We start from the raw sequence: 17,183 nt of genomic DNA, 5'->3' as shown, positions 1-17,183 counted from the left end.
ACCACAATCTACTTAATTCGTTGATTTTTCCATTTTTGGGTGTAAAGCTTGTCACTCAGTTATCCTGAGTTACTTTGTCATGTGTTTAGTCTAAACTCCAGTTATCAATTAATAACAAATTAAATCCCTCAAATATTATCTATACGAGGGATTATACATATTCTAGATGTTGGTGATTATTGCGCCAGTTTCCAACACTTCTACACCACTTATAAACCCTTTATCATCATTTATTCTCCTATAAGTTAGGGTTTCACCCTCACTTAATGTTTGGACGTATTTACCCGAATTATTTCCTAAATATTCTTTGATTTCAACTATTGAAGACATACTAGACATTTTATGAATATCTTTTTCAGGGATGTTTAATTTTTTGGGGTTTGTTTTTACTTCGTTAACCTCTGTTTTTACTTTGTTAACCTCTGTTGTTATGTTTTTTCTAGTCTCCATATTTGAATCGTAAAAACCATCAGGTACAAGTGAGACTAAATCGATATCATCATTAATTTTTCGCCCTTGCTTGCGGTTGTCATAAGCGTTTAACCCATGCTTGTTGTTGTGGTCGTCAATTCTAATGTTGTACTTTTCTAAAATCATTTTGATAGTTGCGGGTTTACTACCAGTGAGCGCTTGAATAGATGATTGAGTAATCATCCACTTTTGATTTTTTTCGGTGCATTGGTTATTGTGATTTTCTAGGGCATAGATAGCGCGTTTTGCCAATTCCTCAGCCCTTCCTGGGTGAGTTTTGTATGTTGGGCTAGATAATAAATCGCTAGTGGGTACAGCCGTTAAATCAGCTTCAATTTTCTCTAATTTCCCGGTGATTGTTTTCGCATAAACTTGGCAAGCACGGCGAACGAAATCAGCCAACGATATACCTGAGTGCGCGATCGCATTTTCTACCATTTGCTGAGTATCGCTATCTAGTTGCAATTGTGAAATATTCATATCATCTAATGTGGTTTGTACTGGCTGTTGTTCTTGTTGTTCCGCTTTCCATTGCTGTCTTGCCTCATCTCCTACCGTGTCCCATTCTTCAGTAGAAAGTGATAGATATTTAATGGCTAAGTGTTGGTATCTCCCAATGTTACCCTTACCTTTATTAGTGAAATATTGCCAAGTGTTTATTTTCGTTTCGGTGTCTGGGAAAACTGCTAAAACAGCATTACGCACATCTTGTAATGGGTTTTTTCGGCTGTTGGGTATTGGGTAAGCTTCTCTTATTTGTTCGACTATTTCAACAGCTAACGCTTTTATTTTTATCTCATCCTCAACACCTTTTAGGTTTTGTGCCAGTTTTTTTCCGATTTCTACCCACTTCTTAGACATAATTGAGATATCCTTTTATTTCACTATATCCCTATACTAGACCACTTGTATATACATTGTCAAGAGGTCTTGTATAGGGATTTATTTAAATTCGGGTAATAGTACCAGCTTTTATCTCATACCGTTTGTAGGCTGAGATTGTATTATCATCACCATCCCCTAATACTTGCTCCCCAAATCTTACAAAGTCATAGGGGTCAACTTTTGAATTAACAACACTTGCCCTAAAATATGCTGCTCTAAATTTGTGGTAAGTGCGCTCAGACTCATCAGAAATGAAATCCCATGATTTAGTTGCTTTACTCAGTTGTTTTGAGAAACGTCTATTTACCCGTTCAGGGTCTTCATTTGGTGCAAATCTTTTATCATTCTTCTCAAGCCACGCCAAACCATCACACACAAGTTTTGCATGAATTAAAGTAGGGATTTTAAAAGGTTTTTCTCTGAGAGAAACTAACCTACCATCAGCTTTTACTTTTCTGGCTTTACCTTTCAACTGACCTCTAAAAATAACCTCATAATCGTTGTAGTACTCAAATGACGCTGATAAATGTATTTCAGCCATACGTCGCCCTGTTACTAACGCGATCGCACAACTTATATCAGGCCAGTCGTTAGTGGTTACGTTTTTTAAATCTGAAAGTAAAGAGTAAGCGAGATTTAGGGAATTGGTCAAATCAATCTCAACACGGTTTTCCGGCTGACTCCTTTCTTCTACACCTTCTCTATAAATCTTGTTTTTGAGTAATCGATTTTCGGCAAAGAGTAATTTTAATGTGTTGTGAAAGTTGTTGATTATCGTGTTTGTGCCGTTTATGTTGGCGTGGTCTTTTAGGTCGGTTTTTGCTGCTACTTTTAAAGCTTTAATTAGTCGGGGTATTTGTGATAGTGCTGTATTATATTGCCGTTCTTCTTCTGGGCTATTGTCTGGGTATGTAAAGCGCAGTGATTGTGCTTCATGTATAGCTAAATCTTCCCATCCAGGAACGTTTATATTCTCGCCAGTTTCGTCATCAAATACGCTCACACCTTTTTTGCGCTCATTTTGCTTGAATGGGGCTAGTTTTTCAAATTGCGGTAGGAGAAATTTAACACGACGATCAATGTAGGTGTTTTCCAGATCATCAACCGACTTAAGTTTTTGAGCCATTGTTTCTACCCTTGTTTATTACCCTTACATAAAAATTATAAACAAGGGTAATAATAGTGTCAAGAGTATTTGTATAGAGATAATACTTATAAGTGAGGAAGTTAATTTAAACACTTTAAAAATCTACGGGTAAGAAAAATGGTAAGAAATGCGAGTGTAGCAGATTTGCAAAGTCTTACCGTGTATATGGTTTATGATGTGATGCTGCTCACCCTAATTGCGCGGTCGATGGTTAGTTTTTGTAAGTAATTAGTTTTTATCGTTTTTATTTGTTACAACGAAATTACTGATTGACAGTCTATGCTAAATTCAGCATACTTTATAGTACATGGACAAAGAACAAGAGAAAACACAGCTTAAAAACTTTAGAGCTATAGGTAGTGCTTTAGATGATTTAAAAGAGTTTCCTGAAGATGTACAAGATGTAATGGGGTATGCCCTTGAATTAGCTCAACGGGGTAAAAAACATCCAAACGCAAAACCTTTACATGGTTTTTCAGGAGCAGGTGTTTTAGAAATTGTAGATGACTTTGACGGTGACACTTACAGAGCTATATACACTGTTAGATTTGAAAATTTTGTTTTTTTATTACACTCATTTCAAAAGAAATCTAAACATGGTATTGCTACGCCAAAACAAGATATTGAGTTAATAAATAAGAGGTTGAAAAGAGCCAAAGAACAATATTTAGAAGAAAAGGGTGGGAATAATGGATAAAGAAGATAAAGTTTTTATCGGTAGTGGTAATGTCTTTGCTGATTTAAATTTACCTAATCCTGAAGAACGTTTAGTTAAAGCCGAACTCGCTATAAAAATTAGTGAAATCATTACCAGTCGTAAGTTAACTCAAGTTCAAGCTGCTGAAATTTTAGGTATTGACCAACCAAAAGTTTCATCTTTAATAAGAGGTAGATTAAGAGATTTTTCTGTTGAAAGACTGATGAGATTTTTAAACATCTTAGGTAATGATATAGAAATCAAAATTAAACCTAAGCCAGAACATCAAAAATCAGCAAGTACAACTGTAGTTTGGTGTTAATTAAAAATTAAGATAAAAGTACTGGAAAGCTTAATTATTATCCAGTACTTTTATTTTTGTACGTTGAATTATCACACAATATTATTTATAACCGACTTAACCCTGTTAAGTTAATATCCGCAGGATTTATCAGCACATAATACTGAGCATTACAGATATCAGCACAACAATACCGTTCAATCCAGTCTGATATTACACTGATAGCCATACCTCCGCCAGTCGCAAACACAGGACTACCATTCAAAAGTGCTTGACTGACCTTAGTTAGTAATGACTCTACAATCGGCATTTCAGAAACCCATTCACTCAAAGCATCTTGAACGATATCACCAATCTCTACTGTTTCTGTACCGTGTCTATACTTCACAGAATGCTTACCGTCTATAAGTTTTGAATTTCTCAAAGCACTTTCTAGATTATCTTTCTTGAACTGGATACCGCCTCTATCTATCCGGGCTAACGCAATACTCAAGCGTTCAATAATAGCTTTCATACCGTTACCACTGCCTGGAGTCTGTTCAATCGCTTTGGGTTGCTTGCCTACTTGATAGCTTGAGAATGTGAGCGTACCGCCACCTAAATCAAGAATATGGAACTCTGAACAGCCTTCAGGAATACGTTTATTAGCTTCTAAAGATGCCCCATAACCTTCAGGGAACAGGTAATCATTATTAGCAATTTCAATCTCAAAATTACAACCTTCATAACTAAATTGTTTTGTACCTTGCAGAATTTTAGCTATGTCATTACGTTTGCTAGAGCTTAGACTGAGTAAGCGTAGTGTGATTTTAATTCGTGCTGGTTTACCCTTATATTTGCGTTCACTAGCTATATCAGAAAGTAAGTCAGGATGGTTAGTCAATGCACCTATCAACCATTTATCAAGGTGCTTAATCTTGTTGTCTTTAAAGGCTTCTACCAGTTCACCATTAAGTGATGATGTCACCCTACCGACTGCATAATTTTTAGTACCAATTGAGAAACAGCCACTAATACCCGTAGGCAATTCACCAGAAACTATTTTTAGAACTGACGGGTATGAACCACACCAATCATTGATAACAAACTTGGCTCGACTGCTGCCAGCATCTAAATCTAGCTTGATAGATACTTGCTTATTCTGTCTATTAGCTGGTTTGCGGGTTGCTTTCTCTGGTGTCAATAACTCTGGATTGTTGATAACCTCTAAACTTTTAGCTTCAATAGTGCTGGAATGATTACCGTTAGTAGCTTTCATTATTTTCTAGTTCCTTTCTAATTTCAATTTGTGCGCGGTCTGTGCGCTACTCGTGCGCGAAAAATAGCTTAGTTGCGAAATCAACTCTTCTATTGCGATTGAACTGTTAAGAGAAAAATTCAATTAGTGAGAGAAACTTTTTAACAGTAACTAGAGCTATTTATTAATAATTAATCAGTCTTTAGTTACTGTTAGTAAATTGTTTAAAAACCTAAGTCTAGAATATTGGTTATGTCTGTTGTGAAGTGCTTTCCGCAATCTTTACAGCGATAGCGTTGCTTGCCGTTCTGCTTGCCATTGCGCTGTAAATTGGGACTGTCACACTCAGGACACCTACACCCTACATACCCGGAATCAGCGCTGTTTTTAGCTGATATCACATCCTTATTCTGTAAGGGTTCTAGCGTTTGTAGCTGATGGGTAGCTGATACGTCTGCGCTGTCAGTGGTGATAGACCAGCTATTAATCACATTGTCATAAGTGTAGGTTCCAAATGACGGTAACTCAATAAAATAAGGCTTTTTATTTGGTTCCATTACTAACGCGAATCGGTATGAATTGGGGTCTGTTTTATCGAGTCCTAACTCATCATTTTTGAGGTTACAAAACTCGGTTAACTTATCAGCAATACCCTTTAATCGTGTAGTCTCTTCAGTCGTTAGTAAATTTGTATTAGTGAGCGCGTCATACGCATTACTTCCGATATGAACATTTACTGCTGAGTTCCAATCGCTTCTATCCATACCTGGATACTCACTGACATTGGCATTCTGACCTATAAAGATAGCCCCTAGATTTTGGTGTGATGCTTGCTTGATAACGAAGTTGACATTTGCTCCTATAGCCGACTTCTTGCCCTTCGTGTGACTCATGGTCGAGTCTATTTCATCAAATACGGATAACTCAAAAGCGTCTCTAGACTCTAGACCGTTTGACCTTGCGTCTACTTGTTGCGCTAAATTTGCGATCGCCTTCTCAGAATCCTTGTGTGATGTGCCGACCGTTGGTAATGTCCAATAATTTTTTAGTGAATCGTGTTGTGGGTTATAAAGTTTTGCGGTTCCCGGTCGATTCTTGAGAATGCACACAGCGATATTTTCAGCCGTTGGACTCTTACCGCTTTCAGAACCGCCAGTGATGCGGATACGTGACCAACCTTTGACGGTAGCCTCAAACTTGGTAGCAGGTATCCATAGCTTGCTGACATCTGTTTCATTAGCTTTTTTCTTGGCGGGTTTACGAGTTTGAACATCCAAGACCATCAAACCAGATTGATAGTTAGGGGTGAATGTTGGGAGTGTCAAAGCATTGGTCAAACCTGCTAACTGGGGTCTGTTGTCTTTGTCATGCAACATATCAGCAGTCAGGTAAACCTTATTCCTACCAGTGGCAAAGGTCAGGGTGTAGCCTGTTTCTGTTTCCTGCCAGCCGATCGCATCCAGCACATAGCCATAGGCTTGATAGTAGAAATTGATAATTGCATTGCCAGCTTGGGCATAGTCGATGGTTCCTGTAAAAGTCCAGGGTTTACGAAGTTGCTCTAATTCTTGCTCTAGACCATTGATTTGTTCTAATAGCTGGCTTATCAAATTATCACGCTCTTGTAACTTGGCTACAGCTTCCCTGCCAGCTTGTAGTAATTCTGTGTAGTTGGTTTCGTAGCGTTCAACGTGCTGATTATTGGAAACTACCCAATCATTAGCAATAGCTCTAACTTGTGCCTCTAGACCATCCTTTAATTGCTTAATAGTTTGTCCGGCATGGTTTTGAGTGCTGATGATATCTGATTCATACTGCTGATAGCTTACAGAATCATCAAGCAAGTTATTTAAATATCTGATAGCGACTGATTGACCTTTGCAACGTAATTCAATACAACCATCAATAATTTTCTCTTGCATGTCTAAGCCTACATCAATCAAATCATTAAAGGCTGTTAGTTGGTCGTACTCATCCAATTTTTTGATATAGCGATTACGGAATTTATCTACTTCAATCAAAACATTGTTGAAATCATCGGCAACTGGCTGATAGTTTCTCATCAACGCTTCAATGTGACATTCTAGTTTTTTCATTGAGCGGTTGTAAGTTTGGCGAACAATTCTATGGGCTTCACTGGTTGAGAAGCGACCAACATCTTTTAAGTTAGCCTTGAGATTATTGATTTCTTCCCGACTAGATATTAGTTCATCACCACGGGCTTTTAAAAATTCAAGTGCTTTAGATAGCTCGTTTTCTAGCTGGCTACACTGCTTTTTAACTGCGTCTAAATCACTGTTAGCTTTGATTAGTTCTCGCGAGAATTTACCAGCGTCGGTTGTTCTTTCAGTGATTAATTTGTTGTAGTGTTCTAATTCTTTCTCGTGAAATTTAAAAGCCTTGCTAGTGGTTAACTCACCTAGAACTACACCAGCGATAGAGAAGCCGATTAAAGTTTTACCTAATTCCTTAATAGTTGTGTTTGGTTGAAACACTGCTACCGTAGAAGCTAAACCTAGACCGAACGAAAAAAAGAACAACTTATTTTTGAAACTGTTAAGTGCTTGCATGATATGATTCCTGTACTTTAATTTATGTTTTTTTGAGGGGACTGTATTCGCTGTACAATCCCCAATTTCTTAGACTCCGTTGTTAATGGAATCTTTCAGGTATTTCTGAATAATGTCTTGGGTTTGACTCTGGATACTTTTAATCTCAGCTTCGCGCTTTTGCTCTTGCGCCTCAAACTTTAAAGCCATTTGACTTGTTTCATTAGATAGCGCTGTAGTAGTGATTTGAGCCTGTTTTAAGCGTTCGTTAGAGTGCTGTAACTTCTCTTTATCAATCTCTAATTCAACGTTTTGACGGTCAAAGCGTACAATCTCTTGATTTACTTTGACTTGCTCAGTGGCAGACTTGATTACTGATTGTTGGGCTTTGTGGTATTCCTGTTTAGTCTTGCCTACTTCGTTGATGTACTTAAAGCCAGCTTGGTAGAGTTGCAATGCTCTAGTTGCACCAGCGTATTCTGCTAATCCGTTGGTTAACTCTTGCTCTGTTGCCTGGGGTAAGCCAGATGGATGCAACAAATCACCAGGAACTAGAGAATTAAAGTCAAGGCTAGGAATTGATAAGTCACCGTAAGGATTATTGTTGTGTTTTAACTGGCTGGATGCGTAACTGTGCTTGTAGCCGGTGCCTGTGGGTGCTAACGCTTGTTTGATGTTGTTTGCAGTGTTGGCAGCAGTGGCGGCGGTCGTGGTTACAGCGTTGGCGACAGTCGAAACAGTATTAGTAATTGGTTGTAACGTTGTGCCGATTGTGGCGGCGACTTCTTGCGCTTTATTCCCAACATTGGCGAACCGTTCTTTTAATTTTGCCCTTGCTCTTTCGTCACGTTCTTGGGTAATACGTTCAATTTCGGCTTGTTTTTCGCCTGTGGGATCTGTAATTCCATACTTTTTACGTGGCATAATTAAGCTATTCCTTAATGAATGTACTTGATGTAAAAACACTGGATTGATTCATGGTCTTTTCAGTGTTTTGGTTTATGCGGCTAATCCAGCAAATAGTTAATAAAGATATAGCCGCGAGAAATAACAAAAACTCTTTACTAGAAGTCATCGACTAACAAAGCCATCCTTGCAATAATGGGGTCAATTTGCTGGTGTAATTCTTGAGTAGTTTCAAACTCTTGGATAGCTTGCGGCGATTGAGGTTTGAACTTTTCAAAAGTATCTTGATTGTAGTGGGGAATGCTTGCGCCAAATTGATAATTACTCTTGCGAAGTTCCCACAGTAAATAATTTAAAGCTTCCCCGCAATCACACCCCATTTGAGAAGCAATCGCCTCTAAATATGTCTTGTGGTGAGTACTAATAGTAAGTCTCAATCGTTTAATACCCATGCTGTAAAATCCTCTAAATGTTCAAAAATAATACCAGTCTCGCCACAGAGATAATGCCAATCGGGTGTGCCTTCGGTGTATGCCAAATAATCAGAAAGACGCTCAAAATAATGACCAGTTTGCGGATCGTAAAAGTAGAATATTTGCATGGTCATTCAGTGCAATTGGGTGATGTTACGGTGATTTCATCGCCCGATTTTTCTACAGATATTGGTGCTTCTATTGGCATCCATAGAAAATAATTCAGCGCAAAGCATCCCCATATAAAGGAGATTTTGGAAAGTATAGACATTAGAAAAATCCTCAAATGATTTACTGATGTGGCTCTAGCAAGTTCGGTGCGTCTCGCGGCTTATCCGTTTCCGGTTGCTTGTCCCATCTGTAAATCAGTATAAATCAAAGTTAATGCTTTTGCAAGAGATTTGATTAAATTTTTCTCAGTTTTATAAAAGATTTTTAAAATCAAGTTTAATGCTTTTGCTTGTGGTATGGTTGTATAAAGATTTTGACTTATCGAGAGATAATAAAGGATGTAAGAAAATGATTACCCTTATGATTAGTCGCAAAAGCACCACGTTTAGAATTGATGAAAGAATTATCGAAGCAATAGAACGTGCTGCAAAGTTAAACAACGCCAGTAAGAACAGATATATAGAGATGCTTTTTATCAAGCACTGCCAGGGTCTAGGGATATTACCTCTAGATTTTGAGCCATTGGGGGAGACTAGGGGCGGCGATCGTAAAAGCCAAAACCAAGATTAACAGTTAGCCGGAGTCTATCCGGCTTTTAAGTTTTCCGTATTTAGTTTTTAAAAACTGACCTCAGTTTTAGCGAAAATCTGTAACTTTATTTCTTAAGCTTAGGCGATCACAACATGCCAAAACCTATAAGTATAAATGCCTAATTTGCAGATATTCCGCGCACAAAGTATAAATTAACACTAAAATAACACTTAGATACAAATTAAAAATCCCCAGGTTTTAGGAGTGCTGAGGATTTTAGATATGTATCAAAAATTACGTATTCAATTTTGAGGCTGTTTCTTTATGAAGTATAGCGCGACAAAACCTAAAAAATCACAATCTCGGAAAACTTCTAAAAATTGGTTTGTAGAAAATTTACCTCAGTGTCATTGTGATCGATGCGGATGGTCTTTTCTCAGTTGGCAGGATGGGTACAAAGTTTGCGCAAGTTGTTTAGATCGGATTTTCGATTAAAAAACTATGGAAGAAAGATTTGATTATGTGCGTTTGCCTGGGGATAGATGGATGGTTCTAGATAATGAAACGAAAGTATTTTCGCACCCTGAGCTATTAAAAAGCTTAAACGGCTTTTATCCACCATGCCCAAAAAATATACCTAAGCGATTGAAGCGCAAATGGCTTAAAAAATACGCAAATGAAAATACCCCTACACCAAGCAAGCATAAGGGTAAAAGTTGATTGTTGGGATGTGGCGGTTAGGCGGCTGCACTTTTATCAGGGCGGGTAATAATTAATTTTCCTTGTCCTAAAAGCTCTATAAGCTCTGACCGACTAATGAAAAAATCGTTTTTGGCTATTTCCTCTAAATTATCCCAGCTTTCAGGAGTTACATAAATCGATTTTTTAGCTTTAGTCTCACCGTGCTTTGTTGGTCTTGCCATAATTGCCTCATTTATCTTTATCTCTTCAATTTAAATATAGTGGTTTTTAATCAGGTTATCAAGGGTTGACAATACAGATTAACACCTGCTATAACTAAATGTATGAAATGAAACACGTAAAACTAAGGTTTACCCAGGTGGTTGTGTGCTTTTCATAAAACCTAAACAATCTACATCACAAGGAATCTAAAATGGGAATTTCAATTTCTCGCGCTGGCAAACTTATTATTGATGTTGATGGCTATGTATCAGCAAATCTTGATAGCTTACAAGTCGTTGATAGTGCGGATGAAAATGGGCGCGAACGCAGCCAGTTAGAATTTATTTTCAAAGTACCTACAACCAAGGGGACATCAGATAAATATCTTTGGACTGGTTTAAACGTCAACAGTGAAAAAACCTATTATCCAGTTGATGACGATGGTGTTATCAGCACTACACCAGAATACAACAAGCTCACACAGCTATTAATCGCATTAGGATTACTAACGGAAGAAAAATTAAATAGTGATGATGAATTAGATATTGATATTGAATCTTTGGTAGGGCAAGAATTCCAGTTCAAAGTAAAGCCAAACAAGCTCAAACCAGCATTATCGGATATTGACATAAAATCAATCCGCTTTAAGGTTGCGCCGCAAGCATCAAAAACAATTCAGATCACCAAAGATAAGTAAAAGGTAGGTTTTTATACCTACCAATAAGCAACCAAGCAATACTTTCTCAGGGCGTTGCTTGGTTCTCTTTAACTATAAGGATATGATATGGCAATTAAGATAAAAATCGACAATCTTAAACGTATTAAGTGTACTACAATTGTACCACTTGAAACCACTCAAACACCACTACAAGATGCACATTTAAAAGAATGGTTGGATTCGGGTGTAGATGAATCAATTATTCTTTTAAATGTACAATCAATCGCCGGACAACAAATTATAGACTTTTTAAATATTTCCGATTTAAACAAATGGCAACTCAATAAGCAATATGGTGAAGTGCTTAAAGGTGGGTGGATTTGCGACAAAACATTCAAGGCAAATAAACCTAGACTGATTAAGCAAAAGCCAATTAAATACGAAAATCCAAAAGGGTTAAGTATTGAGCCTATTCTATTAGATTTACCTGAAGAGATATGGCAAAAAATCGCTGATAAGTACGGTATTCACAAACCTGAAGATTTAAATGGTTGGGAATGGGTAGAGCAGAATCCACAAATACCCGTTGCTATCGCTGAAGGCGTTAAAAAAGCGGGATCAATCATTACTTCTCAACTTATCCCAACTATTGCATTACCCGGACATACCTCAGCCTATGAAAAAGATGGCGATGTAAGGTTTAAACGGTTTCTAGATTCTGAAAGATTGTTATATATCTGCTTTGATAACGACTTAACAACATCTGCAAGGGCTAGTGTTGCAAGTTCTATAAAAGGGATTATAAAACGTTTATGCCGCGATAAAAATCACAGAGTTTTAGCCAAGCCAAGGGCTGTAGTAAAAGTCTGTCATTGGGAAAAATATAAAGGTATTGATGATGTATTGATGCAATCCGGTATAAGTACTGTTGATAGGATTTTTAAAAATGCTATTAATTGGGATAAATGGGTTGATGATAGCTCTAACACGCTAGGATTTGCACCAGCAATAACATTTAATAGTAATCGGTTTGAGTTTACGGAGTTGCACCCCGAAGCAACGCTAATAGGGATTAAAGGGCGGAAAGGTAGCGGTAAAACTTGGTATATGGAGCAGTTGGTTTTACAAGCTAAAAATTTAGGGCGTCCCATTATATCTATTGTTCACAGAATTCAATTAGCTGTGAGTAATGCCAAGCGATTAGGTATTACATATATTGATGATGTTGATGGTAAAGTGTCAGAGCATAACTCTATTTCACTTGTAATCGATTCATTAGCAAAAATAAACGTCTCAAATTTTGAAGGTGGGTTAATACTAATAGATGAAGTTGTGCAAGTTGTAGAACATCTAATGACATCGGAGACTTGTAAAAATAAACGCGAAAAAATCTTAAAAAAATTAAGTCAATTAGCGCAAGTTATTTTAAATACAGGTGGTCATTTTGTATTAGCTGATGCTGATTTAAATGAATTCACAATCAGATTTTTTATAGGGCTTTTAGGTGATAGTATTGAGCCTTATATTATCCACAATGAATATTGTGAAGAATCCTATACTTGCTATATTTCTGAAGGATTTAAAGCCAAAACAGAAACAGGTGTCAGAAACACGCCAACGGATGTTATAGCAAGTGCATTAACGGCAGGAATACAAGGTAAACGTGTAATGGTCTGTCTAACTGGACAGGACGAAATGTCAAAATGGGGGACTATTAACGTTGAAAAATTATTTTTAAGTTACGGAATATCTAATGTAATCCGCATCGACTCTGAGACTACAAAAAATCCTGATCACCCAGCTTATAAAGCAACATCAAAAATTAATATTTTGTGTGATACGTACCAAATTATTATAGGGAGTCCCTCAATTTGTACAGGTGTTTCTATCGAAAATAAGAATAAATTCGATTTAGTTGTAGGTGTGTTTACAGGTGTAGGCGTACCCGATGCAACAAGACAATTTTTGATGAGATTAAGAGATATATCTATACCTCGATTAATTTGGGTTGCTGAACGTGGTGTAACAAGTGCTTATACAAATTTAGGAACTAGTGATAAATCAGTAGAAAAACGCAGTAGTGAATTATTTGAATTCAATACCGAACTGTTACGTGTACATGATGCTGAATGGTCAGAGGAATACCCAGAAATAAAACACTGTAATACAGCTAGTGCTTATTTTAATCGCTTAACTAGCACAAGAAATACTGAGGTAGCACAATTTAAAAAATATGTCTTACACGGTTTAAATCAAGAAAATGCCAGAGTAATAGAAATTGAAACTAGTGATGCTTTAATTAGCTCCCTAATCGATTATCAGACGCTATGGGATCGTGCTGAAGAAACTAAATTAGAATCCTTAGAAACCTATCGTAACCAATTGGAAGCACAAACATTAATTGATGATGAAGACTACGCAAAATTAAAAAATCAAACTGACTTAACTGATGATGAACGATTAGCATTAGAAGCAAAAATAATTTTTAAGAAATACGGCGAAGTTATACCAGTTACAGAAGATTTAATTACAAAAAATGCACAAGGTTGGTATGAAAAAATACGCTTACATTATGCGGCAACAGTTGGCTTTGATGTTATAAAGTCTCTACAGTTACTTAGTGCAAGTACACAAATAAATATTAGCGATAACAACGTAATAAGACATGATTTTAATGATAGACAAAGATTAATAGCGCAATGTGAATTTATTCGTGAATCTGGATTACTTGAGTTATTAGAAAAATCTGTTTTATCTAGTAACGATGATGATTGTGTTGAGATTTTTGAACATCTATTAGAACAACGTGAAAACATAAATTTAATATTTGGTGTCCAATTAAAACGCCAAAAAACAGTTAAATTTGATTTTCAAGTCATCAGTACTATGTTTAACTTATTAGCTATAACCTGTACCGCTATTACTAAGAAAGTTAAAGGTAAGATGCAAAGGGTGTATACAATTAATACGATTGATGATAAGAGGGATGAAATATTCCAAGCATGGCTAACTAGAGACATTGATCGAGCTAAAAACTGGGAAGAATATAAACATGAATGGGAAGTTAAAAGACTAGTTGCACAATGCACAATTGATATTGATAAAGAATATTTAGAAGCTTTACAAGCTAAAAATATTTTTAATGAAGCATGGGAAAGAGTTGATACATTAACTAGAATTACATTAATTAATCGTGCTGATAATTTCGAGTTACCTATACCTACCACAAAAGAAATTAACCCAGATGCACCAGACTATCAAGAAATACTGACAGACATAGCAACTTGGCAAGAGATTTCACTTGATATCGAAACATACGGATTAGACAGCAAAAATAAAGAAGGTTTACACGCGCGTAAAGGCAGAATACGCCTAATACAAATAAGCAACGGTGAAACTATCTACTATGTTGATTTAGGTGGTAGAAAATCAACACAATGTAACATCAAATTAAAACAGTTTTTAGACTTGCTTAACAAGCAAATCAGCAAACCTGATATTAAAATTATTGGGCAGAATGTACACTTTGATTTGAGGTTTTTAAGATTTCAGTTAGGTTTTGATAGACCTAAAAATGCTATTGATACAATGCTTGGTGCAAAGGTATTTTTTGGTGATTATGGCTCATTACAAGTATTAACAGGTGGTTATGGATTAGGTAATTTAGCAGCTAGATTTCTAGGCTTACCCGTTGATAAAACAGAACAAAAATCAGACTGGGGAGCAACATTAACTACATCTCAGATTGATTATGCTGTTAAAGACCCTTTTATCACTTACCACTTATACAAGAGACTTTTAGAGGTATACAGTAATCCGGCTAAATTTGGTTTTGGTAAGTTGGCGCAAGATGGTTTACTTGATGCTTGGCAATTAGAGAATGATATTATCCCTTGCGCTATTGAATTAGAATATGTTGGTTTACCGTTTGATGAGATTGAAGCAAGAAAAAATTTAGAAATTTGTAAAAAACATCAAAACGAACTGCTGCGACAATGGTATGAATTAGTGCCAGACTTGAATTACACACAAACACAAAAGTTAGCGGCTTATTTAAATGAAAAATATAACTTAACCATTAAGTCATTAAATAAGACACGATTAGCTGAATTAAAAAATTTACCAGAGATTGAGTTATTAGGTAAATTAAGAGCAATTAAAGTACCTATTCAACAATTAGAAGCATTACTAAAAAGCGCTGCACAAACAGGTAGAGTTCAAACAGTCTTTAACACCCTCACAGGAACAGGTAGATTCTCAAGTGGTAATTCTAAAACATTCAAAGATTTACCAAACTTACAGTCAATATCTGCAAAAGCAAACACAGCACTAAAAGAATTTAGCGATTTAAAACCAGTAAGAACTTGTATAAGCGTTAGCGGTAATCGTGGTTTAGGTATTGTAGATTTAGCCGCATCACACGGACGTATAGCAGCAGATGTAGCTGATGATGAAACAGCAATTGCAGGTTGTAATGATGAGTCAATTGATAATCATTCAAAAGTAGCTGTTTATATTGCAAAAGCGTTAGGTCATGATGTTACATGGGAAGAAATCGCAGCAAATAAAAAAATAATGCCTTATAAGCTATATCGTGATGCGGCTAAAAACACATACTACGGTTGGTTAAATGGGGCAGGTGCAAAACGAGTACAAGAACAAATTAAAGCTAACTCCGGTCAAGATGTTGTGATTGAAGCGTGTATTGCAGCAATAGAAGGTTGTGAGGCGTTATATCCAAACGTAGTTAACTTCAGACGCAAATTAATTGAAACGCTAGGAAATAAAAAGAACTTACTACACGTTGATGGTAAGTACTACGCGATTAACAAAATAGCTAGCGTTAATAACCGAATTACACACTTGGTTAAAGTTGATGATGATAACGTTGATTTACCTTACACACAATGTTTAGCAGCTATTTGGAGCCGAACTGAGGCAACAGCTTTAAAAAGAGCATTAATCCAAATCATTGAATTAGCTGATAACAATCCAGAATGGGAATTAAAAGCTATTAATTATGTCCATGATGAGATTAATGTAGAATTCAATATCGATCATGCTGAATCAGTTCTAACAGCCGTTAACAATATAATTGGGGATTGCTTCGCGGTAACCTTAAATAAAGTCTCAGACGGGCGAGAAACTAACTGGAAAAAACTTCTAGTCAATAATTGGAGCGAAAAATAAGAGTAGAGAGATGTTACCCCTAGCCTAGCCCCAATAGTAGTTAGACCGTGCCCCATGCCTAAGAGAAGGTGTGGGGTGTTTTTGTATATAGCCTTATTCACATATCATGCTATTACCCCAGGCTATAAGGCTTTATAAGGCTTATTAACCCGGTGATAGATAGATTGTATAGTCCATCCAATTACACACACCTTATAGCCCAATATACGAGAGTGAGTATAAATACTTAGGTTGCACCTGAAACCCACATGGGGAGATATTTCTTTATTAGGGTTTCAGGTGCAACCTTTTGCTAAAAAGCCTACACTGCAAGGGTTTCAGCCATTTTTGCATTTTTTATAGTTGAGAATTACTTGCAATTACTAGGCAGGTGCAACCGTAAGTATAAATACTCATTAAGGCTTAAATCTCGCAGGTGTAACCGTAAGTATAAATACTCATTAACGTAACCTAAACCATAGAGGGGAGGAGGGGTCGAGAGAGGGGCGGGTCTTGCGCACGGACATCTACCCCACAGAGTGTCTATGTCTTGTCGGTCGGTGAATGTTTTTGGCTTTAGGTTTTTGATTTGCGATCATAGCCCCTAAAGTTAAAAGTTAAAAGTTAAAAGTTAAAAGTTAACTATTAAAAATAAAACTAAAATATGGCGCAATTTCTAATAATAAATAAGTGCTTAGGCTAGGTATTTGTTACTATTAAATGATAGTTTCCATACCCACAGGGGGATAAATGCCAAGGTACTTCCTTTAGTTTAAGTTAGTGCGGGTGCGAAGCTTGCCAGCTTTGGCTGCGTATGAACTTTTCTGAAATCCGCTCGTAGTAAGGCTTTCAGCGCTTAAACGCGCCAACACATCGGACGACGTTAGATTACCTCACACATCCCTATACAAGTCGTCTTAGCCACCATATCCCTGTACAAGACCACTGCGCAGTGCATACGGTCGCCCGGTCGCCCTTCGGGCTATCCCTATACAAGTCGTCTTAGCCACCATATCCCTGTACAAGACCACTGCGCAGTGCATACGGTCGCCCGGTCGCCCTTCGGGCTATCCCTATACAAGTCG

Annotated in this window: 13 protein-coding genes and 1 pseudogene; 6 read left to right on the top strand and 8 right to left on the bottom strand. The window is 36.9% G+C overall.

Annotated elements, in window-relative coordinates:
- Nucleotides 1–162: 162 nt before the first annotated feature.
- Nucleotides 163–1,332 carry a hypothetical protein gene (locus tag AACW45_RS36800; RefSeq protein WP_190638050.1) on the bottom strand — a complete coding sequence of 390 codons (1,170 nt, stop codon included), beginning with the start codon at nt 1,330–1,332 and terminating at the stop codon, nt 163–165.
- 85 nt (nt 1,333–1,417) lie between these two features.
- Nucleotides 1,418–2,482, bottom strand: coding sequence for a protelomerase family protein (locus AACW45_RS36795; protein ID WP_190638048.1), 1,065 nt, complete (start codon nt 2,480–2,482; stop codon nt 1,418–1,420).
- A 328-nt stretch (nt 2,483–2,810) separates the two neighbouring features.
- On the opposite strand from AACW45_RS36795, the gene AACW45_RS36790 reads away from it, so the two are divergent.
- Nucleotides 2,811–3,200, top strand: a complete 390-nt coding sequence (locus AACW45_RS36790; protein ID WP_190638045.1) for a type II toxin-antitoxin system RelE/ParE family toxin — start codon at nt 2,811–2,813, stop codon at nt 3,198–3,200.
- Complete coding sequence (locus AACW45_RS36785) at nt 3,193–3,522, top strand: helix-turn-helix domain-containing protein (protein ID WP_190638043.1); 330 nt, start codon at nt 3,193–3,195, stop codon at nt 3,520–3,522. The genes AACW45_RS36790 and AACW45_RS36785 overlap by 8 nt, the downstream gene beginning before the upstream one ends.
- An 85-nt stretch (nt 3,523–3,607) precedes the next feature.
- Here AACW45_RS36785 and AACW45_RS36780 read toward each other — a convergent pair whose 3' ends face one another.
- The 5 genes and pseudogenes from AACW45_RS36780 to AACW45_RS36760 all read right to left on the bottom strand — a co-directional run bounded on the left by AACW45_RS36780 (nt 3,608) and on the right by AACW45_RS36760 (nt 8,800).
- Entirely contained in the window at nt 3,608–4,759 is a 1,152-nt protein-coding gene (locus AACW45_RS36780) for a hypothetical protein (RefSeq protein WP_190638040.1), read from the bottom strand.
- A 224-nt stretch (nt 4,760–4,983) separates the two neighbouring features.
- Nucleotides 4,984–5,100: pseudogene (locus tag AACW45_RS36775) on the bottom strand (IS1/IS1595 family N-terminal zinc-binding domain-containing protein); the annotation flags it as partial.
- 2,277 nt (nt 5,101–7,377) lie between these two features.
- Complete coding sequence (locus AACW45_RS36770; RefSeq protein WP_190638035.1) at nt 7,378–8,211, bottom strand: hypothetical protein; 834 nt, start codon at nt 8,209–8,211, stop codon at nt 7,378–7,380.
- A 140-nt stretch (nt 8,212–8,351) separates the two neighbouring features.
- On the bottom strand, nt 8,352–8,645 hold the full coding sequence (locus AACW45_RS36765; protein WP_190638033.1) for a hypothetical protein: 294 nt from the start codon (nt 8,643–8,645) through the stop codon (nt 8,352–8,354).
- Nucleotides 8,627–8,800: a hypothetical protein gene (locus tag AACW45_RS36760; protein ID WP_339385120.1), complete on the bottom strand. Its 174-nt coding sequence runs from the start codon at nt 8,798–8,800 to the stop codon at nt 8,627–8,629. The genes AACW45_RS36765 and AACW45_RS36760 overlap by 19 nt, the downstream gene beginning before the upstream one ends.
- Nucleotides 8,801–9,185: 385 nt before the next feature.
- Between AACW45_RS36760 and AACW45_RS36755 the strand changes: the two genes are divergently transcribed.
- A complete protein-coding gene (locus AACW45_RS36755; RefSeq protein WP_190638029.1) occupies nt 9,186–9,407 on the top strand; it encodes a hypothetical protein in 222 nt (73 codons plus the stop codon).
- 462 nt (nt 9,408–9,869) lie between these two features.
- Entirely contained in the window at nt 9,870–10,088 is a 219-nt protein-coding gene (locus AACW45_RS36750; protein ID WP_190638027.1) for a hypothetical protein, read from the top strand.
- 17 nt (nt 10,089–10,105) lie between these two features.
- On the opposite strand, the gene AACW45_RS36745 is transcribed toward AACW45_RS36750, so the two are convergent.
- Nucleotides 10,106–10,291: a hypothetical protein gene (locus AACW45_RS36745; RefSeq protein WP_190638026.1), complete on the bottom strand. Its 186-nt coding sequence runs from the start codon at nt 10,289–10,291 to the stop codon at nt 10,106–10,108.
- A gap of 191 nt (nt 10,292–10,482) precedes the next feature.
- Here AACW45_RS36745 and AACW45_RS36740 point away from each other — a divergent pair, with 191 nt between their 5' ends.
- Both AACW45_RS36740 and AACW45_RS36735 read left to right on the top strand, forming a co-directional pair.
- Nucleotides 10,483–10,968, top strand: a complete 486-nt coding sequence (locus AACW45_RS36740; RefSeq protein ID WP_190638024.1) for a hypothetical protein — start codon at nt 10,483–10,485, stop codon at nt 10,966–10,968.
- A gap of 87 nt (nt 10,969–11,055) precedes the next feature.
- Nucleotides 11,056–16,119 (top strand): plasmid replication protein, CyRepA1 family, encoded by a 5,064-nt coding sequence (locus tag AACW45_RS36735; RefSeq protein ID WP_190638022.1) that lies wholly within the window; start codon nt 11,056–11,058, stop codon nt 16,117–16,119.
- Nucleotides 16,120–17,183: the final 1,064 nt, after the last annotated feature.

It is taken from the genome of Calothrix sp. FACHB-168 (assembly GCF_963889195.1).
GTDB lineage: Bacteria > Cyanobacteriota > Cyanobacteriia > Cyanobacteriales > Nostocaceae > Aulosira > Aulosira anomala_A.
The sequence above is the reverse complement of the archived record's forward strand: the minus strand, read 5'-3'. Positions and strand labels throughout refer to the sequence as shown.

Coding starts and splice junctions, on each gene's coding strand:
- AACW45_RS36800 (WP_190638050.1), bottom strand. CDS start 1,332: ATGTCTAAGAAGTGGGTAGAAATCGGAAAAAAACTGGCACAAAACCTA.
- AACW45_RS36795 (WP_190638048.1), bottom strand. CDS start 2,482: ATGGCTCAAAAACTTAAGTCGGTTGATGATCTGGAAAACACCTACATT.
- AACW45_RS36790 (WP_190638045.1), top strand. CDS start 2,811: ATGGACAAAGAACAAGAGAAAACACAGCTTAAAAACTTTAGAGCTATA.
- AACW45_RS36785 (WP_190638043.1), top strand. CDS start 3,193: ATGGATAAAGAAGATAAAGTTTTTATCGGTAGTGGTAATGTCTTTGCT.
- AACW45_RS36780 (WP_190638040.1), bottom strand. CDS start 4,759: ATGAAAGCTACTAACGGTAATCATTCCAGCACTATTGAAGCTAAAAGT.
- AACW45_RS36770 (WP_190638035.1), bottom strand. CDS start 8,211: ATGCCACGTAAAAAGTATGGAATTACAGATCCCACAGGCGAAAAACAA.
- AACW45_RS36765 (WP_190638033.1), bottom strand. CDS start 8,645: ATGGGTATTAAACGATTGAGACTTACTATTAGTACTCACCACAAGACA.
- AACW45_RS36760 (WP_339385120.1), bottom strand. CDS start 8,800: ATGACCATGCAAATATTCTACTTTTACGATCCGCAAACTGGTCATTAT.
- AACW45_RS36755 (WP_190638029.1), top strand. CDS start 9,186: ATGATTACCCTTATGATTAGTCGCAAAAGCACCACGTTTAGAATTGAT.
- AACW45_RS36750 (WP_190638027.1), top strand. CDS start 9,870: ATGGAAGAAAGATTTGATTATGTGCGTTTGCCTGGGGATAGATGGATG.
- AACW45_RS36745 (WP_190638026.1), bottom strand. CDS start 10,291: ATGGCAAGACCAACAAAGCACGGTGAGACTAAAGCTAAAAAATCGATT.
- AACW45_RS36740 (WP_190638024.1), top strand. CDS start 10,483: ATGGGAATTTCAATTTCTCGCGCTGGCAAACTTATTATTGATGTTGAT.
- AACW45_RS36735 (WP_190638022.1), top strand. CDS start 11,056: ATGGCAATTAAGATAAAAATCGACAATCTTAAACGTATTAAGTGTACT.